This is a genomic window from Burkholderia mycopellens (assembly GCF_964265025.1).
Taxonomy (GTDB): Bacteria; Pseudomonadota; Gammaproteobacteria; order Burkholderiales; family Burkholderiaceae; genus Burkholderia.
Genome location: NZ_OZ183803.1, coordinates 999,326 through 1,018,965 on the forward strand (window position 1 = coordinate 999,326; position 19,640 = coordinate 1,018,965).

18 protein-coding genes are annotated in these 19,640 nt (G+C 68.9%); 12 read left to right on the forward strand and 6 right to left on the reverse strand.

The window, feature by feature from the left end; translation table 11 throughout:
- Window positions 1-11: 11 nt before the first annotated feature.
- The 3 genes from ACPTTC_RS22800 to ACPTTC_RS22810 all read right to left on the reverse strand — a co-directional run bounded on the left by ACPTTC_RS22800 (window position 12) and on the right by ACPTTC_RS22810 (window position 2,841).
- Window positions 12-704 carry a hypothetical protein gene (locus ACPTTC_RS22800; RefSeq protein WP_423394013.1) on the reverse strand — a complete coding sequence of 231 codons (693 nt, stop codon included), beginning with the start codon at window positions 702-704 and terminating at the stop codon, window positions 12-14.
- A gap of 101 nt (window positions 705-805) precedes the next feature.
- Window positions 806-1,852, reverse strand: a complete 1,047-nt coding sequence (locus tag ACPTTC_RS22805) for a LysR family transcriptional regulator (RefSeq protein WP_423394014.1) — start codon at window positions 1,850-1,852, stop codon at window positions 806-808.
- Window positions 1,853-2,049: 197 nt separating this feature from the next.
- Window positions 2,050-2,841 (reverse strand): SDR family NAD(P)-dependent oxidoreductase, encoded by a 792-nt coding sequence (locus ACPTTC_RS22810; RefSeq protein ID WP_423394015.1) that lies wholly within the window; start codon window positions 2,839-2,841, stop codon window positions 2,050-2,052.
- Between the two features lie 415 nt (window positions 2,842-3,256).
- Here ACPTTC_RS22810 and ypfJ point away from each other — a divergent pair, with 415 nt between their 5' ends.
- The 11 genes from ypfJ (at window position 3,257) to ACPTTC_RS22865 (ending at window position 16,255) form a co-directional block, all read left to right on the forward strand.
- Window positions 3,257-4,138, forward strand: a complete 882-nt coding sequence (gene ypfJ, locus ACPTTC_RS22815; RefSeq protein ID WP_423394016.1) for a KPN_02809 family neutral zinc metallopeptidase — start codon at window positions 3,257-3,259, stop codon at window positions 4,136-4,138.
- A gap of 161 nt (window positions 4,139-4,299) precedes the next feature.
- On the forward strand, window positions 4,300-5,040 hold the full coding sequence (locus ACPTTC_RS22820; RefSeq protein ID WP_423394017.1) for a response regulator transcription factor: 741 nt from the start codon (window positions 4,300-4,302) through the stop codon (window positions 5,038-5,040).
- A 320-nt stretch (window positions 5,041-5,360) separates the two neighbouring features.
- On the forward strand, window positions 5,361-6,863 hold the full coding sequence (locus ACPTTC_RS22825) for an aldehyde dehydrogenase family protein (protein ID WP_423394018.1): 1,503 nt from the start codon (window positions 5,361-5,363) through the stop codon (window positions 6,861-6,863).
- Window positions 6,864-6,935: 72 nt separating this feature from the next.
- Window positions 6,936-8,276, forward strand: coding sequence for an aspartate aminotransferase family protein (locus ACPTTC_RS22830; RefSeq protein ID WP_423394019.1), 1,341 nt, complete (start codon window positions 6,936-6,938; stop codon window positions 8,274-8,276).
- Window positions 8,277-8,447: 171 nt separating this feature from the next.
- Window positions 8,448-9,950, forward strand: coding sequence for an APC family permease (locus ACPTTC_RS22835; protein ID WP_423394020.1), 1,503 nt, complete (start codon window positions 8,448-8,450; stop codon window positions 9,948-9,950).
- Entirely contained in the window at window positions 9,947-10,534 is a 588-nt protein-coding gene (locus ACPTTC_RS22840; protein ID WP_423394021.1) for a DUF3156 family protein, read from the forward strand. The genes ACPTTC_RS22835 and ACPTTC_RS22840 overlap by 4 nt, the downstream gene beginning before the upstream one ends.
- 63 nt (window positions 10,535-10,597) lie before the next feature.
- Window positions 10,598-11,536: a helix-turn-helix domain-containing protein gene (locus tag ACPTTC_RS22845; protein WP_423394022.1), complete on the forward strand. Its 939-nt coding sequence runs from the start codon at window positions 10,598-10,600 to the stop codon at window positions 11,534-11,536.
- 167 nt (window positions 11,537-11,703) lie between these two features.
- A complete protein-coding gene (locus tag ACPTTC_RS22850) occupies window positions 11,704-12,912 on the forward strand; it encodes a porin (RefSeq protein WP_423394023.1) in 1,209 nt (402 codons plus the stop codon).
- A 343-nt stretch (window positions 12,913-13,255) separates the two neighbouring features.
- Entirely contained in the window at window positions 13,256-14,494 is a 1,239-nt protein-coding gene (locus ACPTTC_RS22855) for an ABC transporter substrate-binding protein (protein WP_423394024.1), read from the forward strand.
- A 34-nt stretch (window positions 14,495-14,528) separates the two neighbouring features.
- Window positions 14,529-15,398 (forward strand): carbohydrate ABC transporter permease, encoded by an 870-nt coding sequence (locus ACPTTC_RS22860; protein WP_226195757.1) that lies wholly within the window; start codon window positions 14,529-14,531, stop codon window positions 15,396-15,398.
- The gene (locus tag ACPTTC_RS22865; RefSeq protein ID WP_423394025.1) at window positions 15,395-16,255 is read left to right on the forward strand and encodes a carbohydrate ABC transporter permease; all 861 of its coding nucleotides are present in this window, start codon (window positions 15,395-15,397) and stop codon (window positions 16,253-16,255) included. The genes ACPTTC_RS22860 and ACPTTC_RS22865 overlap by 4 nt, the downstream gene beginning before the upstream one ends.
- 32 nt (window positions 16,256-16,287) lie before the next feature.
- Here the strand turns inward: ACPTTC_RS22865 and ACPTTC_RS22870 are convergent, their stop codons facing one another.
- Entirely contained in the window at window positions 16,288-17,310 is a 1,023-nt protein-coding gene (locus tag ACPTTC_RS22870; RefSeq protein WP_423394026.1) for a LacI family DNA-binding transcriptional regulator, read from the reverse strand.
- 6 nt (window positions 17,311-17,316) lie between these two features.
- Here ACPTTC_RS22870 and ACPTTC_RS22875 point away from each other — a divergent pair, with 6 nt between their 5' ends.
- Window positions 17,317-18,237 (forward strand): phosphatidylinositol-specific phospholipase C, encoded by a 921-nt coding sequence (locus ACPTTC_RS22875; RefSeq protein ID WP_423394027.1) that lies wholly within the window; start codon window positions 17,317-17,319, stop codon window positions 18,235-18,237.
- On the opposite strand, the gene ACPTTC_RS22880 is transcribed toward ACPTTC_RS22875, so the two are convergent.
- A complete protein-coding gene (locus tag ACPTTC_RS22880; protein WP_423394028.1) occupies window positions 18,234-19,190 on the reverse strand; it encodes an alpha/beta hydrolase family protein in 957 nt (318 codons plus the stop codon). The two genes, ACPTTC_RS22875 and ACPTTC_RS22880, sit on opposite strands and share 4 nt — an antisense overlap.
- A 49-nt stretch (window positions 19,191-19,239) precedes the next feature.
- Window positions 19,240-19,605 carry a hypothetical protein gene (locus ACPTTC_RS22885; protein WP_423394029.1) on the reverse strand — a complete coding sequence of 122 codons (366 nt, stop codon included), beginning with the start codon at window positions 19,603-19,605 and terminating at the stop codon, window positions 19,240-19,242.
- Window positions 19,606-19,640 lie beyond the last annotated feature (35 nt).

Here is a 19,640-nt window from a genome sequence, read left to right on the forward strand (position 1 = left end):
GGCGCGGGCGATCAGGCGGGCAGGGCGGCGGCAGCAGCAGCGGGCTCGGTTTCGGCGTCGCCGCGTGCCGCATGCCGCGGTGCGGCGGCGCGCCACAGCAGGTCGAAGGTGCGCACGTCGTCGTGCCCGGCGAGCGAGGCGGCCACGCGGCGCGTCGCGGCCGCATCGCTGCCCTCGATCAGCACGAGCGCATCGGCGGCCGGGCGCGCGGCCGCGTCGGCGCCGATCGGCGCGGACAGCTCGGGCGCGGTGCAAAAGAGCCGTGCGGCATGGATGCCCGGTTCGTGCAGGATGCCGTCGAAGCGCTCGCGCAGCGTCGGCACATCGATGCGATCCGGTGGCAACACGAACAGCGCAAGATGCGCGCCTTCGCCGTCACCGGCCTCGATCGTCAGTTCTCCGACGCGTCGTTGCGTGCCCGTCATGCGCTCGAAGTTCGCGAGCGACCATGCGGTCTGCTGCGTGAACGCGCGCCGGTATGCGTCGCCATGGAACACGTCGAGCGCGTCCGTCACGTACAGCGCGAGGTATTGGCGTGGGCCGCGATCGGTCGCGCGAAAGCGCCGCGCATGCGTGAAGCCGGGGATCGCGACACGTTCCTGCATGTGCTCGCGGTCGTACCACGCGTTGAAATCGGCTTCGTATGCGGGGTCGATATCCGTCCAGACGCAAAGCTGGCCGTGCGGAAGGGAAAGGCGGGTCATCGCGGGGTTCCTCGTGACGGGGGGATGTCAGGAACCTCAGTGTCCCGAAGACGGGCCGCGCCCGTCCAACAAGAAAACAAATTCGCGGTGAACAGGTTTTCTTATGAGCGGCGCGGGCGGCGTTTCGCGGGGGGCGTGGCGGGCGGTGCGGATGGCGTCGTGCGCTTCGTTTTCGCCGGCGTGCCGGCTTTTGTGTGCGTCGCGGCGCGGGCGGGCGGTTTGTCCGTGCGATCGGGCGAGGCCGGCGCCACCGACTTTGCGTGATGCGCGGCGGCCGACATCGCGCGCGCGACTTCGCTGGCCAGTTCCGCGATGCGCGCGGCGACCGGCAGGCCCTGGCTGCGGTAGGTCGCGACGAGCGGCAGCGCGGGGAAGTCGGGTTCGACGTCGAGCAGTTCGAGCGTACCTTCGTGCAATTCGCGCCCGATGATCGCGGGCGGCAGCGCGGCCACGCCGAAGCCGTCGGCGACGAGGCGGATCATCGCGGCGACCGACGTGATGCAGTTGATGCTGGCCGGCCGCTCGACGGCCGCGAACAGCCGCTCGATCGTTGCGTGCGGCCCCGAGTGGCGCGAAAAGCTGATGATCGGGAATGCCGCCAGGCGCGCGGCGTCGAGCGGCTGCCCGCCGAGCCCGAGGCGCGGGCTGGCCGCCCAGCGTACCGGGAATTCGCACAGCGGCAGGTTCGTGAAATCGGGGCCCGGCACCGGGTCGGTCTGCAGGATCAGGTCGACGCCGTCGGTGCTGAGCAGGCGGATCAGGTGCAGCGTCGTGTCGCTCGTGATCTCGACGTCGAGGCGCGGATAGCGCTCGCGCAGTTGCGCCATCAGCGCCGGGAACCAGCTGTGCACGATCGATTCGATCACGCCGATCCGGATCAGGCCCGCGTCGCTCGCCGCATCGATGTCGCGGCGCATTTCGCCGTCGAGCCGCACGATCCGCTCCGCGTACGCGAGCATGCGGCGCCCGGCGGGCGTGAGCGTGGCCGAGCGCGTGTTGCGATCGAACAGTCGCACGTCGAACGCTTCCTCGAGCGACGCGATGCGGCTCGACACGGCGGCCTGCGTCGTGTGCAGTTTTTCGGCCGTGAGCCGGAAGTTTTCCAGCTTCGCGAGCCAGACGAAGGTTTCAAGAAACCGGATGTTCATCGACGTTCGAACAGTGAGGCGGTGCCGGACGGGGCGGCGGGATCGGTCGATGGTAGCGGATTTTCGGCGGCGGGAAGCGAGCGGGCGGCGCGGTGCACGTGCGGCGGGGGCGGGGGCGGGGCCGGCAGTGGAGGGCGGCACGTGCACGCAACGCCGCCCGCGACGCGCGTGTCACGCGAGCGGCGCACCCGTGCGCATCAAAGCTTGTCGAACGCGAGCGTCGGCACGTCGACGACCATTGCGCCGCCGTCGGCGACGAGCGTCGCGCCGGTCACGAACGATGCGTCCGGCGACGCGAGGAACGCGCACACGGCCGCGATCTCGTCCGGGTCGGCCGCGCGCCGCAGCGGCACGTCGGCGCTGACGCGTGCATACGCGCCGTCGAGCGTGTCGCCGTGCGCCGACATCAGCGGCGCCATCTCCGCATCGGCCATCGGCGTGCGGACCCAGCCGGGGCATACCGCATTCGCCCGCACGCCGTGCGGCCCGTAGTCGCGCGCAAGCGACCGGGCGAGCCCGAGCAGCGCGTGCTTGCCGACCGTATAGCCGCACACGCCGGGCCCGGCCGCGAGCGCGGCGATCGACGCGACCAGCACGATGCTGCCGCGCTGCGCGATCAGGTCGGGCAGGCACGCGCGCGCGCTGACGAACGCGGTGTCGAGGTTCGCGTGCATCGCGTCGCGCCACTGCGCGTCGTCGGTTTCGTCCGCGCGGCCGAGCCCGTGGCCGCCCGCGCATGCAACGAGTGAGTCGACGCGGCCGAAGCGTTCGGCGATCCGCGGCAGGAAGCGGGCCCAGTCGGCGGTGCTCGCGGCGTCGCCGGCCAGCGCGAGGCCGCCTGTTTCGGCGGCCAGCGCATCGAGCGGCGCCCGACGCCGGCCGATCAGCACGACGCGGTCGCCGCGGCGGGCGAAGCGGCGCGCGCACGCGGCGCCGATACCGGTGCCCGCGCCGGTGATCGCGATCGTGCGGGGTTGCGGGTGTGTCATGTCGGGCTCCGGAAAGGTGTCGTTTCCGGTCACTTTAGGCGGCGCCGGCGAGCGCCGGTATCAGCCGAAAGGATGAACGGGAGCGGCATCCGGACGGCCGGGACGGCAGCGGGCCATTTTGCAAAGGCTGACGATGTCCGGCGCCGAATCGCTCTATCCTCCACATTTTTGCGATAAGTCACGAAAGCCCGGCAGAATAGCGCGGGCGGGCCGCGCAGCGACGCAGCGGCGCTGCGGCGCTGCGGCGCATCGGCCGGCCGATTCCGTCGTGCGAGCGGAGCGGCAGGCCGGCGGTCCCGGCATGAGCGCGCACCCCACGCGCGCGTTGCATCGGCCGAGGATCGCGCCACGACAGCTTATTGCCCGGTTGCGCGCTCGCGCGCCGGACCATCGACAAGAACAGGGAGGGCCGGCAATGAGGCTGGACGACGAAAGGGAAAGCACGAACGTCGAGGATCGCCGCGGCGCCGGCGGGTTCGGCGGCGGGCGTGGCGCGACGATCGGCATCGGTACGATCGTGGTCGCGTTCGCCGCGTCATATTTTTTCGGGATCGACCCGCGCGTGATACTCGAAGGCGCATCGGCGCTGCAGGGCCGCCAGCAGCAGGCGCAGCCCGCGCCGGGCCAGCGGCAGGGTGCCGCGGTGAACGAACCGAGTGCGGTGTTCACGCGCAAGGTGCTCGGCAATATCGAGCGCACATGGACGGGCGTGTTCAATACCCAGCTGCATGCGCAGTACCAGCCGCCGACGCTCGTGATGTTCACGAACTCGACGCCGACCGCATGCGGCACGGGCCAGACCGCGATGGGGCCGTTCTACTGCCCGGGCGACCGCAAGGTGTATATCGATCTCGGTTTCTACGACGAACTGCGCAAGCGTTTCGGCGCGGGCGGCGATTTCGCGCAGGCTTACGTGATCGCGCACGAAGTCGGCCATCACGTGCAGAACCTGCTCGGCATTTCCGACAAGGTCGACGCCGCCCGCCGTCGGGCGAGCCAGGCGCACTCGAACGCGCTGTCGGTGCGGATGGAACTGCAGGCCGACTGCTTCGCCGGCGTGTGGGCGAACAACGCGCAGCGTGCGAACCAGCGGCTGATGGAACCCGGCGATTTCGAGCAGGGGCTGAAGGCGGCCGCCGCGATCGGCGACGATCGGCTGCAGCAGCAAGGGCAGGGCTATGTCGTGCCGGAAAGCTTCACGCACGGCACCAGCGACCAGCGCGTGTACTGGCTGCGGCGCGGGATGGAATCGGGCGAGCTGAGCGCCTGCGACACGTTCGCCGCGAACGCGCGCTGAAAGCGGCGCGCCCCGTCGCGCGCCCGCATCGTCCCGGCCGAACCCGCGATGCCGGCCGGGCCGGGACGATTTGCCGATTTGTGCTCACCGGCGCTTTTCGGCGCCGGTAGGCTGGCCCGGACTTCGAGCTTCGATCCGTTCGCCCGCCCGCCGATTCCACCATGCCGACCTCATCCGTTCCCGCCGACCCGGCCGCCGCCGACTGGCCACGCGCGCTGCGCGCGTGCGTGGATGCGTTCGACGCGTTCGCGAGCCCTTCAGCGATCGTGTTCTACCGGCTCGACCAGAGCGGCGAGCCGGCCGATTTCGAGCTGTTCGGGATGCCGGAATCGATGCATCGCACCTATGTCGCGCGCTACCGGATGCTCGATCCGCTGCATCCGTCGCGCTGCGCGGCGGGCGAACGCGCGGTCGTTACGCTCGAATCCCAACTGCCTGACGAAAGACGCGATGCGTCCGCGTACTGGACCCGTTTCCTGCGGCGGCACGACGTGGCCGACGTCGTCGAGATCTGGCTGCGCGACGCGGGGCGGACGGTCGGTGCGTTCTCGCTGCTGCGCTTTGGGGCGGGCGAAACGTGCGGCGGTGTGGCCGCCAACCGCACGGCCGGGCGGTTCGCGCCCGGCGAGATCGATGCGCTCGCGCGGCTGCAGCCCGTGGTCGAAGCCGCGCTGAGCCCGCTGCTGCGCGTGCGGCGCGGGATCCACCGGATCGGCTGCGAGGAGCGGCTGACCTACCGCGAGGAGCAGATCGCGCGCCTCGTGCGCGACGGCCGCTCGAACAAGGAGATCGCCCGCGATCTCGCGCTCGGCCAGCCGACCGTCAAGACGCACCTGATGCGCATGTACCGCAAGCTCGGCGTGTCGAACCGCACCGAACTGGTCGGGGCGCTGTTCCTGTAATTCATCGGATAATTGCGGTTCGAATTTCGAACCGGTGGCGCATGGCTTCAGAAACTAGCCTTGCAATAACCGGGCGCTAACCCCGTACCGGCGCGGACATGCCCGCCCCGGTCGAGCGCGCCGGCCTGTCTGCCCGTGCGATACCGGGCCAGTTTCCGGACGCGGCGCGTGCCCCGTCCCCGCAGGGTTCGAACCCGCCCCCCCAGCGCCCACGCGCTACCAATTTGCGCTCACCGGGCGCGATCCCTCGTCGATACAGTGGAACGACGCCCGCGTGCCCGTACGCACGCGGTCCAGCCACGACAATCCTCGAGACGCCCATGAGCACCACGAATTTCGTCGCTGTCAGCGACACCGTGCGCACCTTCGTTGCGCGCGACTTCGGCCTCTTCATCGACGGTGAAATGCAGCCCGCACACGCGGCCGCGCGGCTCGACGTGTACGACCCCGCGACGGGCGAGCGGCTCGCGACGGTCGCGGACGCCGACGAACACGACGTCGACCGCGCGGTCGCCAGCGCGAAGCGCGCATTCGACACCCGTGTGTGGAGCGGCCTGCGCCCGGCCGACCGCGAACGCATCCTGCTGAAACTCGCCGACCTGATCGAGCGCGACGCCGAAACGCTCGCGCAGCTCGAAACGCTGAACCAGGGCAAGTCGATCCACGTGTCGCGCGCGATCGAGGTCGGCGCGAGCGTCGAATACGCGCGCTACATGGCCGGCTGGGCGACCAAGATCACCGGCCAGACGCTCGACGTGTCGATCCCGTTCCCGCCCGGCGCGCGCTATACGGCCTATACGCGCAAGGAGCCGGTCGGCGTGGTCGCCGCGATCGTGCCGTGGAATTTCCCGTTGATGATCGCGGTGTGGAAGCTGATTCCCGCGCTCGCCGCCGGCTGCACGATCGTGCTGAAGCCGTCGCCGGAAACGCCGCTCACCGCGTTGCGCCTGGCCGAACTCGCGCGCGAAGCCGGGGTGCCGCCCGGTGTGTTCAACGTCGTCACCGGCGGCCGCGTGTGCGGCGCCGCGCTCGCGAGCCACCCGTCGATCGCGAAGATCTCGTTCACGGGCTCGACCGCGACCGGCAAGCAGGTCGGCGCGGCGGCCGTGCAGAACATGACGCGTTTCTCGCTCGAGCTCGGCGGCAAGAACCCGATCGTGATGCTCGATGACATCGACGTCGCGCAGGCGCTCGACGGCGTCGCCGCCGGCGCGTTTTTCAACCAGGGGCAGGTGTGCGCGGCCGCGTCGCGCATTTATGTGCATCGCAGCAAGTTCGCGCAGCTCGCTGACGGCCTCGCGGGCGTCGCGCAGTCGATGAAGCTCGGCGCGGGCCTCGACACGACCGCGCAGATCAACCCGCTCGTCTCCGCGCACCATCGCGACAAGGTCGTCCAGCACATCGAAGGCGCGCGCCGCGCGGGCCTCACGTTCCTCGCGGGCGGCACCCCGGCCGACGACCTGCCCGGCTACTACGTGAAGCCGGCCGTGATCGCCGATCCGCATCCGGACAGCGCGATCGTGCGCGACGAAGTGTTCGGCCCGGTGATCGTCGTCGTGCCGTTCGACGATGCGGCCGACGCGGTGCGCCTCGCGAACGCGTCGCCGTACGGCCTTGCCGCGAGCATCTGGAGCAACGACCTGAAGCGGGTGATGAACCTCGTGCCGCAGATCGAGGCCGGCACCGTGTGGGTGAACTGCCATATCCCGCTCGACCCGTCGATGCCGTTCGGCGGCTACAAGCAATCGGGCATCGGCCGCGAATTCGGCCAGTACGCGATCGAAGGTTTCACCGAAACCAAATCCGTCTGCATCGCGCACTGACGCGCTGCGCCAACCACGACCACCTCGAACCTCGGCGATCGAGGTTCAACCGATCCGATAGGGGAGACTGCAATGAGCTACAACGAAGCGAAATTCTGGCATCCGATGCTGCACCCGAACGACATGAAGCAGCGCAAGCCGATCCGCATCGTGCGCGGCGACGGCTGCTACGTATTCGACGAACAGGGCCGGAAACTCGTCGACGGCGTCGCGGGCCTGTGGAACGTGAACGTCGGCCACAACCGCCAGGAAGTGAAGGACGCGATCGCGCGCCAGCTCGACGAGCTCGAGTACTTCCAGTTGTTCGACGGTATTTCGCATCCGCGCGCGGAAGAGCTGTCGAAGAAGGTGATCGACATGCTCGAACCGGAAGGCATGCGCCGCGTGCTGTATAGCTCGGGCGGTTCCGACTCGGTCGAGACCGCGCTGAAGATCGCGCGCCAGTACTGGAAGGTGCGCGGCCAGGCCGACCGCACGAAGTTCATCTCGCTGAAGCAGGGCTATCACGGCACGCACTTCGGCGGCGCGTCGGTGAACGGCAACACGGTGTTCCGCCGCAACTACGAGCCGAACCTGCCGGGCTGCTTCCATGTCGAGACGCCGTGGCTGTACCGCAACCCGTTCACGCAGGATCCGGAGGAACTCGGCCGGATCTGCGCGGAAATGCTGGAGCGCGAGATCCAGTTCCAGAGCCCCGACACGGTCGCCGCGTTCATCGCGGAGCCGATTCAGGGCGCGGGCGGCGTGATCGTGCCGCCGGCCAACTACTGGCCGCTCGTGCGCGAGGTGTGCGACCGTTACGGCGTACTCCTGATCGCCGACGAAGTCGTGACGGGTTTCGGCCGCAGCGGCAGCCTGTTCGGCAGCCGCGGCTGGGGCGTGCGCCCGGACATCATGTGTCTCGCGAAGGGCATCTCGTCGGGCTACGTGCCGCTCGGCGCGACGGTCGTGAACGCGCGGATCGAGGACGCGTTCGCCGCGAACGCCGATTTCGGCGGCGCGATCATGCACGGCTACACCTATGCGGGCCACCCGGTCGCATGCGCGGCCGCGATCGCAAGCCTCGACATCGTCGTGAAGGAAGACCTGCCGGCGAACGCGGCGAAGCAGGGCGCGTATCTGCTCGAAGCGCTGCAGCCGTTCGCGGAACGCTTCGCGGCGGTCGGCGAGGTGCGCGGCAAGGGGCTGATGCTCGCGCTCGACCTCGTCGCGAACAAGGACACGCGCGAGCCGATCGACCCGCTGTCCGGCTATGCGAACGCGGTCGCGGAAGTCGCGCGGGAGAACGGCGTGCTGGTGCGTCCGGTCGGCACGAAGATCATCCTGTCGCCGCCGCTCGTGATCCAGCGCGAGCAACTCGACCGGATCGTCGATGCGCTCGCGGCGGGCTTCGAGGCCGTGCCGTTCGCGTGATCGCGTGACGGCACGCCGGCGGCGGGCGGCGCGGCCGCCGCCGGTTTGCCGATTTGCGCTATGACCGGATTATTTTGCCTGCGTATTTTTTCGACATCGGATCAACGTGTGATCGACAAGGGGCCCGGGTGCGCAAGCGCGGGTTCGGGTCAACAAAGGAAGGAGACGAAGATGTCGGGATGGTCTGGAGTTACCGGCGCAGCGGGCGGCACGCCCGCCGGCACGCCGGCTGAAGCGGGTGGCGGCACGGCGCTGAAGGCGGGCGCGGTCGGTTTCCCGACCGCACTGGCGAGCGCCGTCGGCCTCATCATGGCAAGCCCGGTGATCCTCACCGCGACGTCGGGCTTCGGGATGGGCGGCTGGGCGTTCGCGGTCGCGATGATCATCGCGTTCGTGATGATGCAGGCGCAGGCGACCACGTTCTCGGAAGCCGCCGCGATGCTGCCGACGGCCGGCTCGGTTTACGATTACCTGTCGTGCGGGCTCGGCCGCTTCTGGGCGATCACCGGCACGATCTCCGCGTATTTCCTCGTGCACGTGTTCGCCGGTACGGCGGAAACGATCCTGAGCGGCATCATGGCGCTCGTCAATTTCGAATCGCTGAACGCCGCGCTCGAGAAGCACAACAGTTCCTGGCTCGTCGGCGTCGGCCTCGTCGTCACGTTCGCGATCACCAACATCATCGGCATCAAGGTGTTCAGCAAGCTCGAGATCGTCCTGACGGCCGGCATGTGGCTGTCGCTGATGATCTTCGGGATTCTGGGCCTTGCGGCCGCGCCGGCCGTCCATCTCGACGGCTGGTTCGGCGGCTCGGAGGTCGGCACATCGATTCCGGCCGTGCTGTCGCTGGTCGGGATGGCGATGTTCATGTTCGTCGGCTGCGAATTCGTCACGCCGCTCGCGCCGGAAATGAAGGCGCCGGGCAAGACGATTCCGCGCGCGATGTCGATCGGCCTCGTCGGCGTCGCGATCTGCATGTTCCTGTACGGCGCGGCGATCCGCCGCCAGGTCGCGAACGTGCCGGTGAGCCCCGACGGCCTCACGCACCTGCTCGACACGCCGGGCGCGATTCCCGCGTTCGCGCTGCAGGTGCTTGGGCCCTTCGGCCGCGTGTGGTTCGGCATCGCGTTCCTGTGCGCGGGCGCCGCGACGATCAACACGCTGATGGCCGGGTTGCCGCGCATCCTGTACGGGATGGCGATCGACGGGGCGCTGCCGCGCTGCTTCGCGTACCTGCATCCGCGTTTCAAGACGCCCGTGGTCGGTATCGTCGCGGCGGCGATCGTGCCGATCTTCCACGCGTGGCTGATCAACGGCAATCTCGACAGCATCCTGCACCTCGTGCTCGCCGCGACCTGCGCGTGGGGCACCGCCTACCTGCTCGTCACCGCGTCGGTCGTGATGCTGCGGATTCGCCGCCCGGACCTGCCGCGCCCGTACCGTTCGCCGCTGTTCCCGCTGCCGCAGATCGTATCGAGCGTCGGCATCATCCTGGCGATCTGGTACATCACGCCGCCCGGCATGAATGCGCGCGACATCTACGTGCCGTTCGGCGCGATGCTCGGGCTCACCGCGCTGTACGCACTGTTCTGGACGCTCGTCGTGCAGCGCCGGCATCCGTTCAAGCCGGTGCCGGTCGAGGAAGTGCTGCGCAACGAGCACGTCGCATCGTGACGCTCGCGCTTGCCCGCTGCCGCGCAGCGCCCGATGCGCCGCCGCCCGGCCATCGGCCCGGCGCGATCGCCGCGCGCGTGCTGGCCGACCTGCGCGCCGAGCGCGACGCCGAAGGGGGCGGCAGTCTGACGGCGCGGCTGCCGAACGGCGTGCGCGTGAGCGTGGATGAGCGCGTCGATCGCCAGTTCCTGATGCATACGGTCAGCGTGAAGGTGACGGCAACCGCGTGCGGCCCGGCCGCGCAGGGCAGTGCGCGGGTGCGCCAGACTGGCTGGCTGCGCCGCACGGGCATCGATGCGATGGCCGTGCGGGGATGCAGCCCCGGATTCGTCGACACCGTGGCCGCGCTGGTCGCCGAGCCGTCGCTGGCCGACGCGCTGCGGCCGCTGCACCTGACCGACTGTACGATCGATGCACGCGACGGCCGCTGGACGCTCGCGATCGTGCCGTTCGGCGGCAGCGAGGTCGTGAACCGGATGCCGTCGTTGCGCCGCTACGTCCGCCTGACGGGCGAGCAGGCCGCCGCGCTGTCGGCGGCCTGTCTTGCGTTCGAAACCGCACTACGCAGGATTTTGCACGGGTAAGCTATGGCGTTGCGCGCCGGGGGAACCCGGTTGCCGCGTTTAGGGGTTTTACCGGAGATGCCGATGCTGTTCCAGTCACGCTCACACGAAGACGTGCACGATCACGGGCTCGCGATCGCGGGCTGGCATCAGGTCTACCGTCAGATGACGCCGGGCCGCTTCAAGGGCACCGTCACGCAGGTGCTGTACGACGATTTCCACTTCTTTCGCGAAACGACCAACCGGCGTGTCGCGCAAACCGGGCTCGCGCCGGCCGGGCGCACGTCGCTCGCGGTGCCGCTGTCCGTGCCGCTCGCGGGCACGTTCCAGGGCCAGCCCGTCGACGGCTATGCGCTGCTCGCGCTGCACGCCGGCGAGGATTTCGAATTCCACACACCGGAAGGGATGGGGCTGGTCGGGATCAGCGCGTCGTCCGACATGGTCGACGAGCTGTGCGAAGCCGAATTCGGCACATCCGGCGCGCGCAAGCTGCGCCACGTGACACGGCTGTCCGACGAGCAGGGTGTCGCGCTCGGCGTGCGGCTGTCGGCGCTGATCGACGATGCGCAGCGCAATCCGGGCCAGCTCGAATATGCGGCCACCCGCAAGATGTTCCGCGACGCGATGCTCGGCATGTTCCTCGATGCGCTCGAGCAGGGCATCGGCGTCGAGCGTCGCGACATCACGCACGCCACTTACAGCGACATCGTGAGCCGTTGCGAGAAGCATCTGCGCGATCGCCCTGAAGAACCCGTCACCGTGCTCGAACTGTGCCGCGCGCTGCGTTGCAGCCGCCGCACGCTGCAAACGAGTTTTCAACGCGTGGCCGACGTCACGCCGGTCGGCTACCTGCGCACGATCCGCTTGAACGCGGTGCGGCGCATGCTGCGCACGACGTCCGTGCAGCAGCTCGGCGTCGGCGAGGCCGCCGCGAGCTGGGGGTTCACGCATCTCGGCTATTTCGCGCGCGAGTATCGCGACCTGTTCGGCGAGTTGCCGTCCCAGACGACGCGCCCCGCATGATGCACGCGCCGCGCGACGCCGCCGCCAGGCGCCGTCGCGGGCAATGCGCGCCACCGTTTGCCGATTTGCGATAGCAGTCCTGAATTTTCGCTGGATAGAGTCCTGTCACCCATATCGATAACCCCATCGATCTGCACTGCGAATCGATGACCACAGAGGGGCGGGACATGAAGATCGGACGACGACTGGCCGCGGCCGCGGCTACGCTGGGTTGCATGCACGCACATGCGCAGACTTCGGGCAGCGTGACGCTGTACGGCACCGTGGACACCGGCATCATCTACTCGACGAACCAGCAGTTCACGCACGCCGACGGCAGCACGGGCGGCGGCCATGCGTGGCAGATGGGCGGCGGCAACCTCGTGCCGTCGCGCTTCGGCTTCCAGGGCGCCGAGCCGCTTGGCGGCGGGCTCGATGCGGTGTTCACGCTCGAGCAGCAGTTCCTGTCCGCGGGCGGGCAGGCACTGCAGGGCGGCACGGCCTTCAGCCGGCAGGCATGGGTCGGGCTGCGGCAGGACGGGATCGGCACGCTCGGTCTCGGCCGTCAGTACGACTCATACACCGACATGCTCGGTGCGTACGTGTCGAGCAACAACTGGGCGACACCGTACGGCGCGCACCTCGGCGACGTCGACAACCTGAACGCCGCATTCAACTTCAACAACGCGGTGAAGTTCACCAGCGCCGACTTCAACGGCTTCACGTTCGGCGGCACGTTCAGCTTCGGCGGGCAGGCCGGCGATTTCTCCGCGAAGCGCGGCTATGCGGTGGCCGCGACGTACACGCGTGCGCCGGTCGCGTTCTCGGTCGGCTACCTCGACCTGCACCAGCCGCTCGATGCGGCGCTCGGCGGCGCGAGCGGCTATATCGGCGATTTCGCGTGCAGCAATCCGGGGGCGATGTACTGCCTGCTGCAGGATGCGGGCGCGATGCGCGCATTCGGCGCGGGCGGTTCGGTCACGTTCGGCGAGGCGACGATCGCGCTCACCTATACGCATACGCGCCTCGGCGACAGCCGTTATTTCTCGACCACCGCGCAGCCGCGCACGCAGGCGTTCACGTTCGATATCGGCGAACTGAACGCCACGTACATGTTCACGCCCGCGCTGCAGGGCGGCGTCGCCTATATCTTCAACGCCGCGCACACCGACGGGCGCGGCACGACGCGGTTTCACCAGGTGAACGTCGGTGCGAACTACAGCCTGTCGAAGCGCACGGCGCTGTATGCGGTCGCGATCGGCCAGATCGTGAGCGGGAAGGGGCTCGGCACCGATGCGGACGGCAACGCGGTGAACTACGCGCAGATTCCGGTGCTCGCGAACAGCAACTCGATCCGGCAACTCGCGGTGATGGCCGGGATCCGCGTGAACTTCTGATTGCCGGCGGCGTGAAGCGGCGCGCCGGTCAACTGGTGGAAAGCGATGCTTGAAAAAAATCGCCCGTGTGCTTAACTGAACGGTCGAGATCGACGGAAATCCCGTATCGCAAGCGATGGCGCGGAAGGTCGGGAGCGGCTTTCCCGCCATTGTCATCAGGAACCGGATCGCTCCGTCCGGCACCGTACACGCATCTCGGGTTGCCCGGCTTGCCGCTTGCCACAATACCTTCATGGTCGACGTGAACAATGGCGACGTTTCAGGCGACCCGACGTGTCGCCGGCGTTGCACACGTGTGCAACGCATGGTTGTCCCGCTACACACGCCGATCGAGAGAGACCACATGACCCTGCTGAGCCGCCTGCGCGTACTGTCCGCCGCCATCGCGCTGTCCTTCGCCGCCTCGCACGCCTGCGCGGCGGATCTCGTCATCGCGGGCCGCGACGACATCTACGGCAAGGGGCTGGCCGACGCCGTCGCCGGCTTCAACAAGCTGCACCCGGGCACCGAGATCGAACTGCTCAAGCTGCCGAACGCGAACCTGTACCAGAAGCTCAAGCTGTCGATGCGCGAAGGCACCGGCGCGTACGACCTCGTGATGATGGACGACACGTGGGCGCCCGAATTCATCGGCAACGGCTGGCTGAAGCCGCTGCCCGCGTCGCTCGCGGACGCCGATCTCGTGCCGTCCACGGTCGCGCTTGGCCGCAACGCGGCCGGTGCGCTGTACGCGCTGCCGATCGTCGGCAACGTCGAGATGTTCGCGTACCGCAAGGACCTGCTCGCGAAGTACAAGCTGCAGCCGCCGCGCAACTGGGACGACGTGCTGAAGATCGCGCAGACCGTCGGCGGCGCGGACAAGAGCGTGTCGGGCGTCGTGTTCCGCGGCACGAAGGGCAACCCGGTCGTGACGGGCTTCCTGCCGATCCTGTGGGCCTACGGCGGCGACGTGTTCGACCATGCCGGCAACGTGACGATCGATTCGCGCGAAGCGCAGGCCGCGCTGAAGACATTCCTCGCGCTGAAGGCGTCTGCGCCGAAGGACGTCGACGTGTACGGCGCGGCGGAAGTGCGCGATGCGTTGCAGCGCGGCACGGCCGCGCAGTCGATCGAGGTGTGGCCGGCGTGGGTGCCGGCGCTCGACGATCCGAAGCAGTCGCGCGTGGTCGGGCAGATCGCGCTGCAGCCGCCGCCCGGGCAGACCGCCGGCCCGGCGCCGATGCTCGGCATCTGGCAGATGGGCATTCCGAAGGACGCGCCGCACGCGAAGCTCGCGCAGGATTTCCTCGCGTACCTGACCAACCGCGACACGCAGACGCGCCTCGCCGGCATCGGCATTCCGCCGACCCGCCGCAGCGTGTTCAACGATCCGGCGCTGGTACGCCAGTACCGCTGGTATCCGGATCAGCTGAAGGCGCTCGAAGCGGGCCGGGCGCGGCCGCGCGTGAAGGACTGGCAGCAGGTCGAGAGCATTCTCGGCGACCAGCTGCAGCTCGCGCTGACGGGGCAGGCCGCGCCCGACGCCGCGCTGCGCCAGGCCCAGCAGAAGATCGCGCAGGCGACGGCCGTGGCCGGCAAGTGACGGTGCGCCTCGAACCCTCGCCGGGACACCGCGCATGAAAGCCTTCGGCCGCAGCCTGCCGTTCGTCGCGCTGCTCGGGCCCGCGTTGCTGGTGCTCGCCGCGCTCGCGCTGTATCCGGTCGCGCAGGTGCTGATCGACTCGTTTTGCCAAGTCGACTACTCGGCCGGCCGGCGTGCGTTTGCCGGGCTCGCGAACTATCGCGCGGTGCTCGGCGACGACGGGTTCACGGCCGGCTTCGGCAATACGCTGCGCTTCACGATCGTGGCATCGCTCGCCGAAGTCGCGCTGGGCTTCGGCCTCGCGCTGCTGTTCGTGCGCGCGTTTCCGGGGCGGCGCATCGCGCTGCCGCTGGCGATCCTGCCGATGATGCTGTCCACGCTCGTGTGCTCGGCGATCTGGCGCAACTGGCTCAACTTCGACGGCTTCCTGAACGCGCTGCTCGCGGCGTTCGGCATCGAAGGCGTGCGCTGGCTGTCCGATCCGCATCTCGCGCTGTGGTCGCTCGCGCTCGTCGACGTGTGGCAGTGGACGCCGATGGCGTTCCTGATCGTGCTCGCCGGGCTGCAATCGATTCCGCAGGAGCTGTACGAAGCCGCGCGCACCGACGGCGCGAGCGAGTGGCAGTGCCTGCGCGACATCACGCTGCCGCTCGCGGCGCCGCAGATCGGCCTCGCGCTGCTGCTGCGCTCGATCGACACGTTCAAGCTGTTCGACAAGGTCTATGCGTTGACGGGCGGCGGGCCCGGCAACGCAACGCAGACGCTGTCGACCTATATCTATGACACGGGCTTCCGCTTCTTCAACGTCGGGCCGGCGAGCGCCGCGTCGGTGCTGATGCTCGCGGCGTCCGCGCTGCTGGTCTCGGGGTATGTATGGCAGACGGTTCGCAAGCGGCGCGCATGACGGCGCAATCCGCAGGCATCACGGGCGCACGAACGGGCGCCGCTCTCGGTCGCGCGATACCGTGGGTGCTGCGTATCGTCGCGCTCGCGCTGTTGCTGCTGCCGTGCCTGTGGATGGCCGGCGCGGCCTTCATGCCGACGCTCGAACGCCTCGATCATCCGTTGCGGCTCTGGCCGGCCGCGCCGACCTTCGAGCATTTCGCATCGGTATGGTCCAACGGTATTGGCGCGCCGCTGTTCAATTCGCTGCTGGTCGGCTTCGGCACGACGCTGCTCGCGCTGGCGTTCGCGTTTCCGGCCGCGTATGCGCTCGTGCGGCTGCGGTTTCCGGCGCGGCTCGACCTGCTGTTCCTGGTACTCGTGCTCGCGTTGAAGCTGATGCCGCCGATCACGATCGCGGTGCCGCTGTTCGCGCTCGCGAAGCGGCTGCACCTGCTCGATTCGACGCTCGGCCTGATGCTCGCGTACCAGATCTACGCGCTGCCGATGGCGATCTGGATGCTGCTCGCGTTCGTGCGCGACGTGCCGATCGAATACGAGGAAGCGGCCTGCATCGACGGCGCAGGGCTCGCGCGACGGCTCGTGCAGATCGTGCTGCCGCTGTGCGCGCCGGGGCTGATCGCGACCGCGATCTTCGTGTTCATCGCCGCGTGGAACGAATTCCTGATCGCGCTGCTGTTCGTGTCGACGCCGAGCCGTTTCACGCTGCCGCTCGCGATTGCCGGCTACGTGACGGAGAACGGCATCGACTGGGGCGACCTGATGAGCGCGGGGCTGATGGCGTCGCTGCCCACGCTGGCCGTGGCCGGCTATGTGCAGCGCTACCTGTTGCGCGGGTTCGCGGGCGGGCTGAAGTGACGCGCGGCGCCGCCGCGCCGGATCTCCCCTTGTTACGCGCAGCTGGCCCGCACCACCTGCGTGACCGGCACGATGCGCGTGCGCGACGGGCCGTCGAACGCCTGCATCCGGTCGGCGAGCAGGTCGACTGCCGCGTGCGCAAGGCCGCGCGTGTCCTGCCGGAGCGTCGTGAGCCGATACGCGTCGTATTCGGCGGCCGGGATGTCGTCGAAGCCGATCACGCGCACGTCGTCCGGTACGCGCAATCCGAATTCGCTGCGTGCGACGTCGATCACGCCGAGCGCGAGCAGGTCCGACGAGCAGAACACGCCGTCGGGCCGCTTGGCGTTCGCGAACAGTTGCCGCGCGGCTTCGATGCCGCTTGCATGGGTGTCGGACGGCGTGTCGAGCACGTGCGCGAGCGTTGCGTCGAATACGTCGCCGCGCGCGATCGCCTGTTCGAACGCGGCGGCACGCGACTGCGCGCTGTAGCTCGCGCCGCGCGGCCCGACGAACGCGAGCCGGCGCGCGCCGGCCCGCACGAGCCGCTGCGCCGCATGGACGGCGCCTGCCGCGTTGTCGCTGACGACGATGTCCGCGCCCGGCAGGTTCGCGTCGCGGTTGATCATCACGACCGGGATCCGGTGTTCGAGATACTGCTGCGCGACCGACAGCGGCGGCGACGCGGACGTCATTACGAGGCCCGCGATCCGGTAGCTGAGCAACTGTTCGAGCGATTGCCGGACCTGGCGCGGGTCTTCCGCATTGGTCACGAGCGGCGTGAGCGCGCGCTGCCCGAGCGCGGCCATCAGGTCCGACAGCAACCGCGCGCGAAACGGATTCTCGAACCCGGCCGTCACGACGCCGATCATGCTGCTGCGCTGCGTGATCATGTCGCGTGCGATCAGGTTGACCTGGTAGCCGAGCGCGCGCGCGGCGGCCATCACGCGTTCACGCGTCTGCGGGGCGATGCTCGCCGTCGGCGAGAATGCACGCGACACCGCGGAGCGCGACACGCCGGCGCGCGCCGCGACATCCGACGCCGTGACCCACGGCTTTCTTTCCTTGTCATTCATCGATTCATGATCCCTTCGAGCCACGATACGTGCACGCCGCCCGCCGACTGGATGTCGGCGCTCGACGATGCGCGGCTGCTGCATACGCTGACCCTACCGGGCAGCCATGACACCTGTGCGTATACCGTCGACGATTTGCTCGTGCGCACCCAGCGTGCGCCGCTCGATGCGCAGCTCGCGCATGGCGTGCGGCTGCTCGACATCCGCTGCGGGCACGTGCGCGATGCATTCGACATCCATCATGGCGGCATCGCGCTCGGCATGACGTTCGACGACGTGCTGGCAACCTGTGCGCGTTTTCTCGAAGTGCATCCGCGCGAATGCATCGTGATGTCGGTGAAGGACGAATGGCCGGCGCACGCGTGTACGCGCAGTTTCGATGCGACGTTCGACGCGCATCGCGCGCGGCAACCGCGGCTGCGCTGGCATGCCGGCGGCACGTTGCCCGCGCTCGGCGACGTGCGCGGCGCAATCGTACTGCTGCGCCGCTTTCGCAGCAGCCGGCCGCTCGGCATCGACCTGACCGCGTGGCCCGACAACGCGACGTTCACGATCGACCATCCCGATGGCGGATTCGTGATCCAGGATGAATATCGCGTGCCGGTGGCCGCGTCGATCGGCTGGAAGTGGCGTGCGATCGACGCGCTGCTGACGAACCTGCCTTCGCCGGACAGCGGCCGCTGGGCGATCAACTTCTGCAGCGGAACCGGGATGGGGGCGAATCCGTCGGTGGTCGCGCACGGCGACGGCAGGGTGCGGGGCATTCATGCGCGGCTGGCCGAACGGCTGCGCGAACAGCGCGGCCTGGTTGGCGCGATGCTGCTCGACTTCTGCGATGACGACGACTGGGCGCTGGTGCGCGCGCTGATCGCGTGCAACGACCATGCGCCTGAGCCGGGCGTCTGGCGCAAGACGTTTCGCTGTTAGCGGAGATTGGCGCTGAAGAACGCGAGCGCCTTCGCGTCGAGCGTCTCGTGGAATGCCGCGCGATCGAATCCGTTCGCATCGGTGCAGATGTCAGACGAGGTGTGCGCCAGTTGTTCGGGGCACGGCGCGAGAAACGCGAAATGCGCGGAATTCGGCACGACGTGGAATTCCGGTCGTTGCGGCAGCATGCTGGCCAGCGCGGCGACCGTTTCCGGCTCCACGCCGTCGCCGCCGGCTTCGGACCCCCAGAGCTGGATCGGCGCGTGCACGTCCTTCAGCGAATCGGCGGTCGGGAATTCGTTCATCGGGTCGGCGATCACGTAGGCCTTGATCCGCGGGTCGTGCGTCAGCGGTTGGGGTGGCAGGTCATGGTCGCGTATCTGCTTGCAGATCAGCCAGGTCGGGTCGGGGCAGGCGATCCGCGCATGGACGAAATCCGGATTGGCGCCGGCCAGCACGAGGCCCGTATAGCCGCCGCGCGAAAAGCCGAAGAAGCCGATCCGCGCGGGGTCGATATGCGCGGCGTCGGGCCCGTTTGCCAGCATGTAGTCGACGAGACGCTTGATGTCCTCCGGCCGCTCGGCGAGCTCCCGAATGTCGGCCGCGCGGCTCATGTCGGTATGCGTGTCGCCGGGATGGTTGATCGCCGCGACGACGTAGCCCGCGTCGGCCAGCGTTTCGGCGAGGTCGTGATGCCCGAGGTACGTGCCGGCATGGCCGTGCGAAATCACGACGAGCGGCAGCTTGTCGCCGGCGGTCGGACAGTTGCGTTGCCCTTTCAGCAGGAACGGGCCGATCGTGAGTGATTGCGCGGGTGCCGCGCATGGCGTCCAGATGGCCGCGCGCAGCTCGGGGCCGGCTGCATCGGCCGGGATGCTGACGAACTTGATACCGGCCGCGTGCGCGACCGTGGTGGCCAGGCAGAGCAGGACAGCCGGGAGCCAGGTTTTCATGTCGATTCCCCTCCGGTGCGGTGAGCGGACTTTCGTTCTGGTTTGCGGGTCAGGTACGGCCGCGCGGGCGCGGCGATTCGGGCGTGCCGCCGATCGTTATGCAGAAATGCAGTGTGTCCGTCGTTCCGGGATTTTCGATCTGCCACATCTCGGCGTCGGACACCATCGTGCGGCGGCAGAATTCGGCTGCGTCCTCGAGCGGCCAGTCTGCGAGGCAGACGGTGCCTTGCGGCGCGCTACCGTGTCCGACCCGTCCGTCGGCGGTCAGAACCCAGCCTTCCCAGCCGTAGATCGGGATGCGATGCAGTACACAGAAGTCGATGCATGCGAGCGCGGCGGCGAGCGGGAGCACGATTTCGCGACGGGAAATCGACTGGGCGGCGAGTTCGGGAGGCAGTGCGCCGAGTTGTGACATGGCGGGCCCTCAGGCGATGCCGTGGCGTGCGGCGG

Bases quoted from the DNA above. Each gene is read 5' to 3' on its own strand.
- ACPTTC_RS22800 (WP_423394013.1), bottom strand. From the start codon at position 704: ATGACCCGCCTTTCCCTTCCGCACGGCCAGCTTTGCGTCTGGACGGAT.
- ACPTTC_RS22805 (WP_423394014.1), bottom strand. From the start codon at position 1,852: ATGAACATCCGGTTTCTTGAAACCTTCGTCTGGCTCGCGAAGCTGGAA.
- ACPTTC_RS22810 (WP_423394015.1), bottom strand. From the start codon at position 2,841: ATGACACACCCGCAACCCCGCACGATCGCGATCACCGGCGCGGGCACC.
- ypfJ (WP_423394016.1), top strand. From the start codon at position 3,257: ATGAGGCTGGACGACGAAAGGGAAAGCACGAACGTCGAGGATCGCCGC.
- ACPTTC_RS22820 (WP_423394017.1), top strand. From the start codon at position 4,300: ATGCCGACCTCATCCGTTCCCGCCGACCCGGCCGCCGCCGACTGGCCA.
- ACPTTC_RS22825 (WP_423394018.1), top strand. From the start codon at position 5,361: ATGAGCACCACGAATTTCGTCGCTGTCAGCGACACCGTGCGCACCTTC.
- ACPTTC_RS22830 (WP_423394019.1), top strand. From the start codon at position 6,936: ATGAGCTACAACGAAGCGAAATTCTGGCATCCGATGCTGCACCCGAAC.
- ACPTTC_RS22835 (WP_423394020.1), top strand. From the start codon at position 8,448: ATGTCGGGATGGTCTGGAGTTACCGGCGCAGCGGGCGGCACGCCCGCC.
- ACPTTC_RS22845 (WP_423394022.1), top strand. From the start codon at position 10,598: ATGCTGTTCCAGTCACGCTCACACGAAGACGTGCACGATCACGGGCTC.
- ACPTTC_RS22850 (WP_423394023.1), top strand. From the start codon at position 11,704: ATGAAGATCGGACGACGACTGGCCGCGGCCGCGGCTACGCTGGGTTGC.
- ACPTTC_RS22855 (WP_423394024.1), top strand. From the start codon at position 13,256: ATGACCCTGCTGAGCCGCCTGCGCGTACTGTCCGCCGCCATCGCGCTG.
- ACPTTC_RS22860 (WP_226195757.1), top strand. From the start codon at position 14,529: ATGAAAGCCTTCGGCCGCAGCCTGCCGTTCGTCGCGCTGCTCGGGCCC.
- ACPTTC_RS22865 (WP_423394025.1), top strand. From the start codon at position 15,395: ATGACGGCGCAATCCGCAGGCATCACGGGCGCACGAACGGGCGCCGCT.
- ACPTTC_RS22870 (WP_423394026.1), bottom strand. From the start codon at position 17,310: ATGAATGACAAGGAAAGAAAGCCGTGGGTCACGGCGTCGGATGTCGCG.
- ACPTTC_RS22875 (WP_423394027.1), top strand. From the start codon at position 17,317: ATGATCCCTTCGAGCCACGATACGTGCACGCCGCCCGCCGACTGGATG.
- ACPTTC_RS22880 (WP_423394028.1), bottom strand. From the start codon at position 19,190: ATGAAAACCTGGCTCCCGGCTGTCCTGCTCTGCCTGGCCACCACGGTC.
- ACPTTC_RS22885 (WP_423394029.1), bottom strand. From the start codon at position 19,605: ATGTCACAACTCGGCGCACTGCCTCCCGAACTCGCCGCCCAGTCGATT.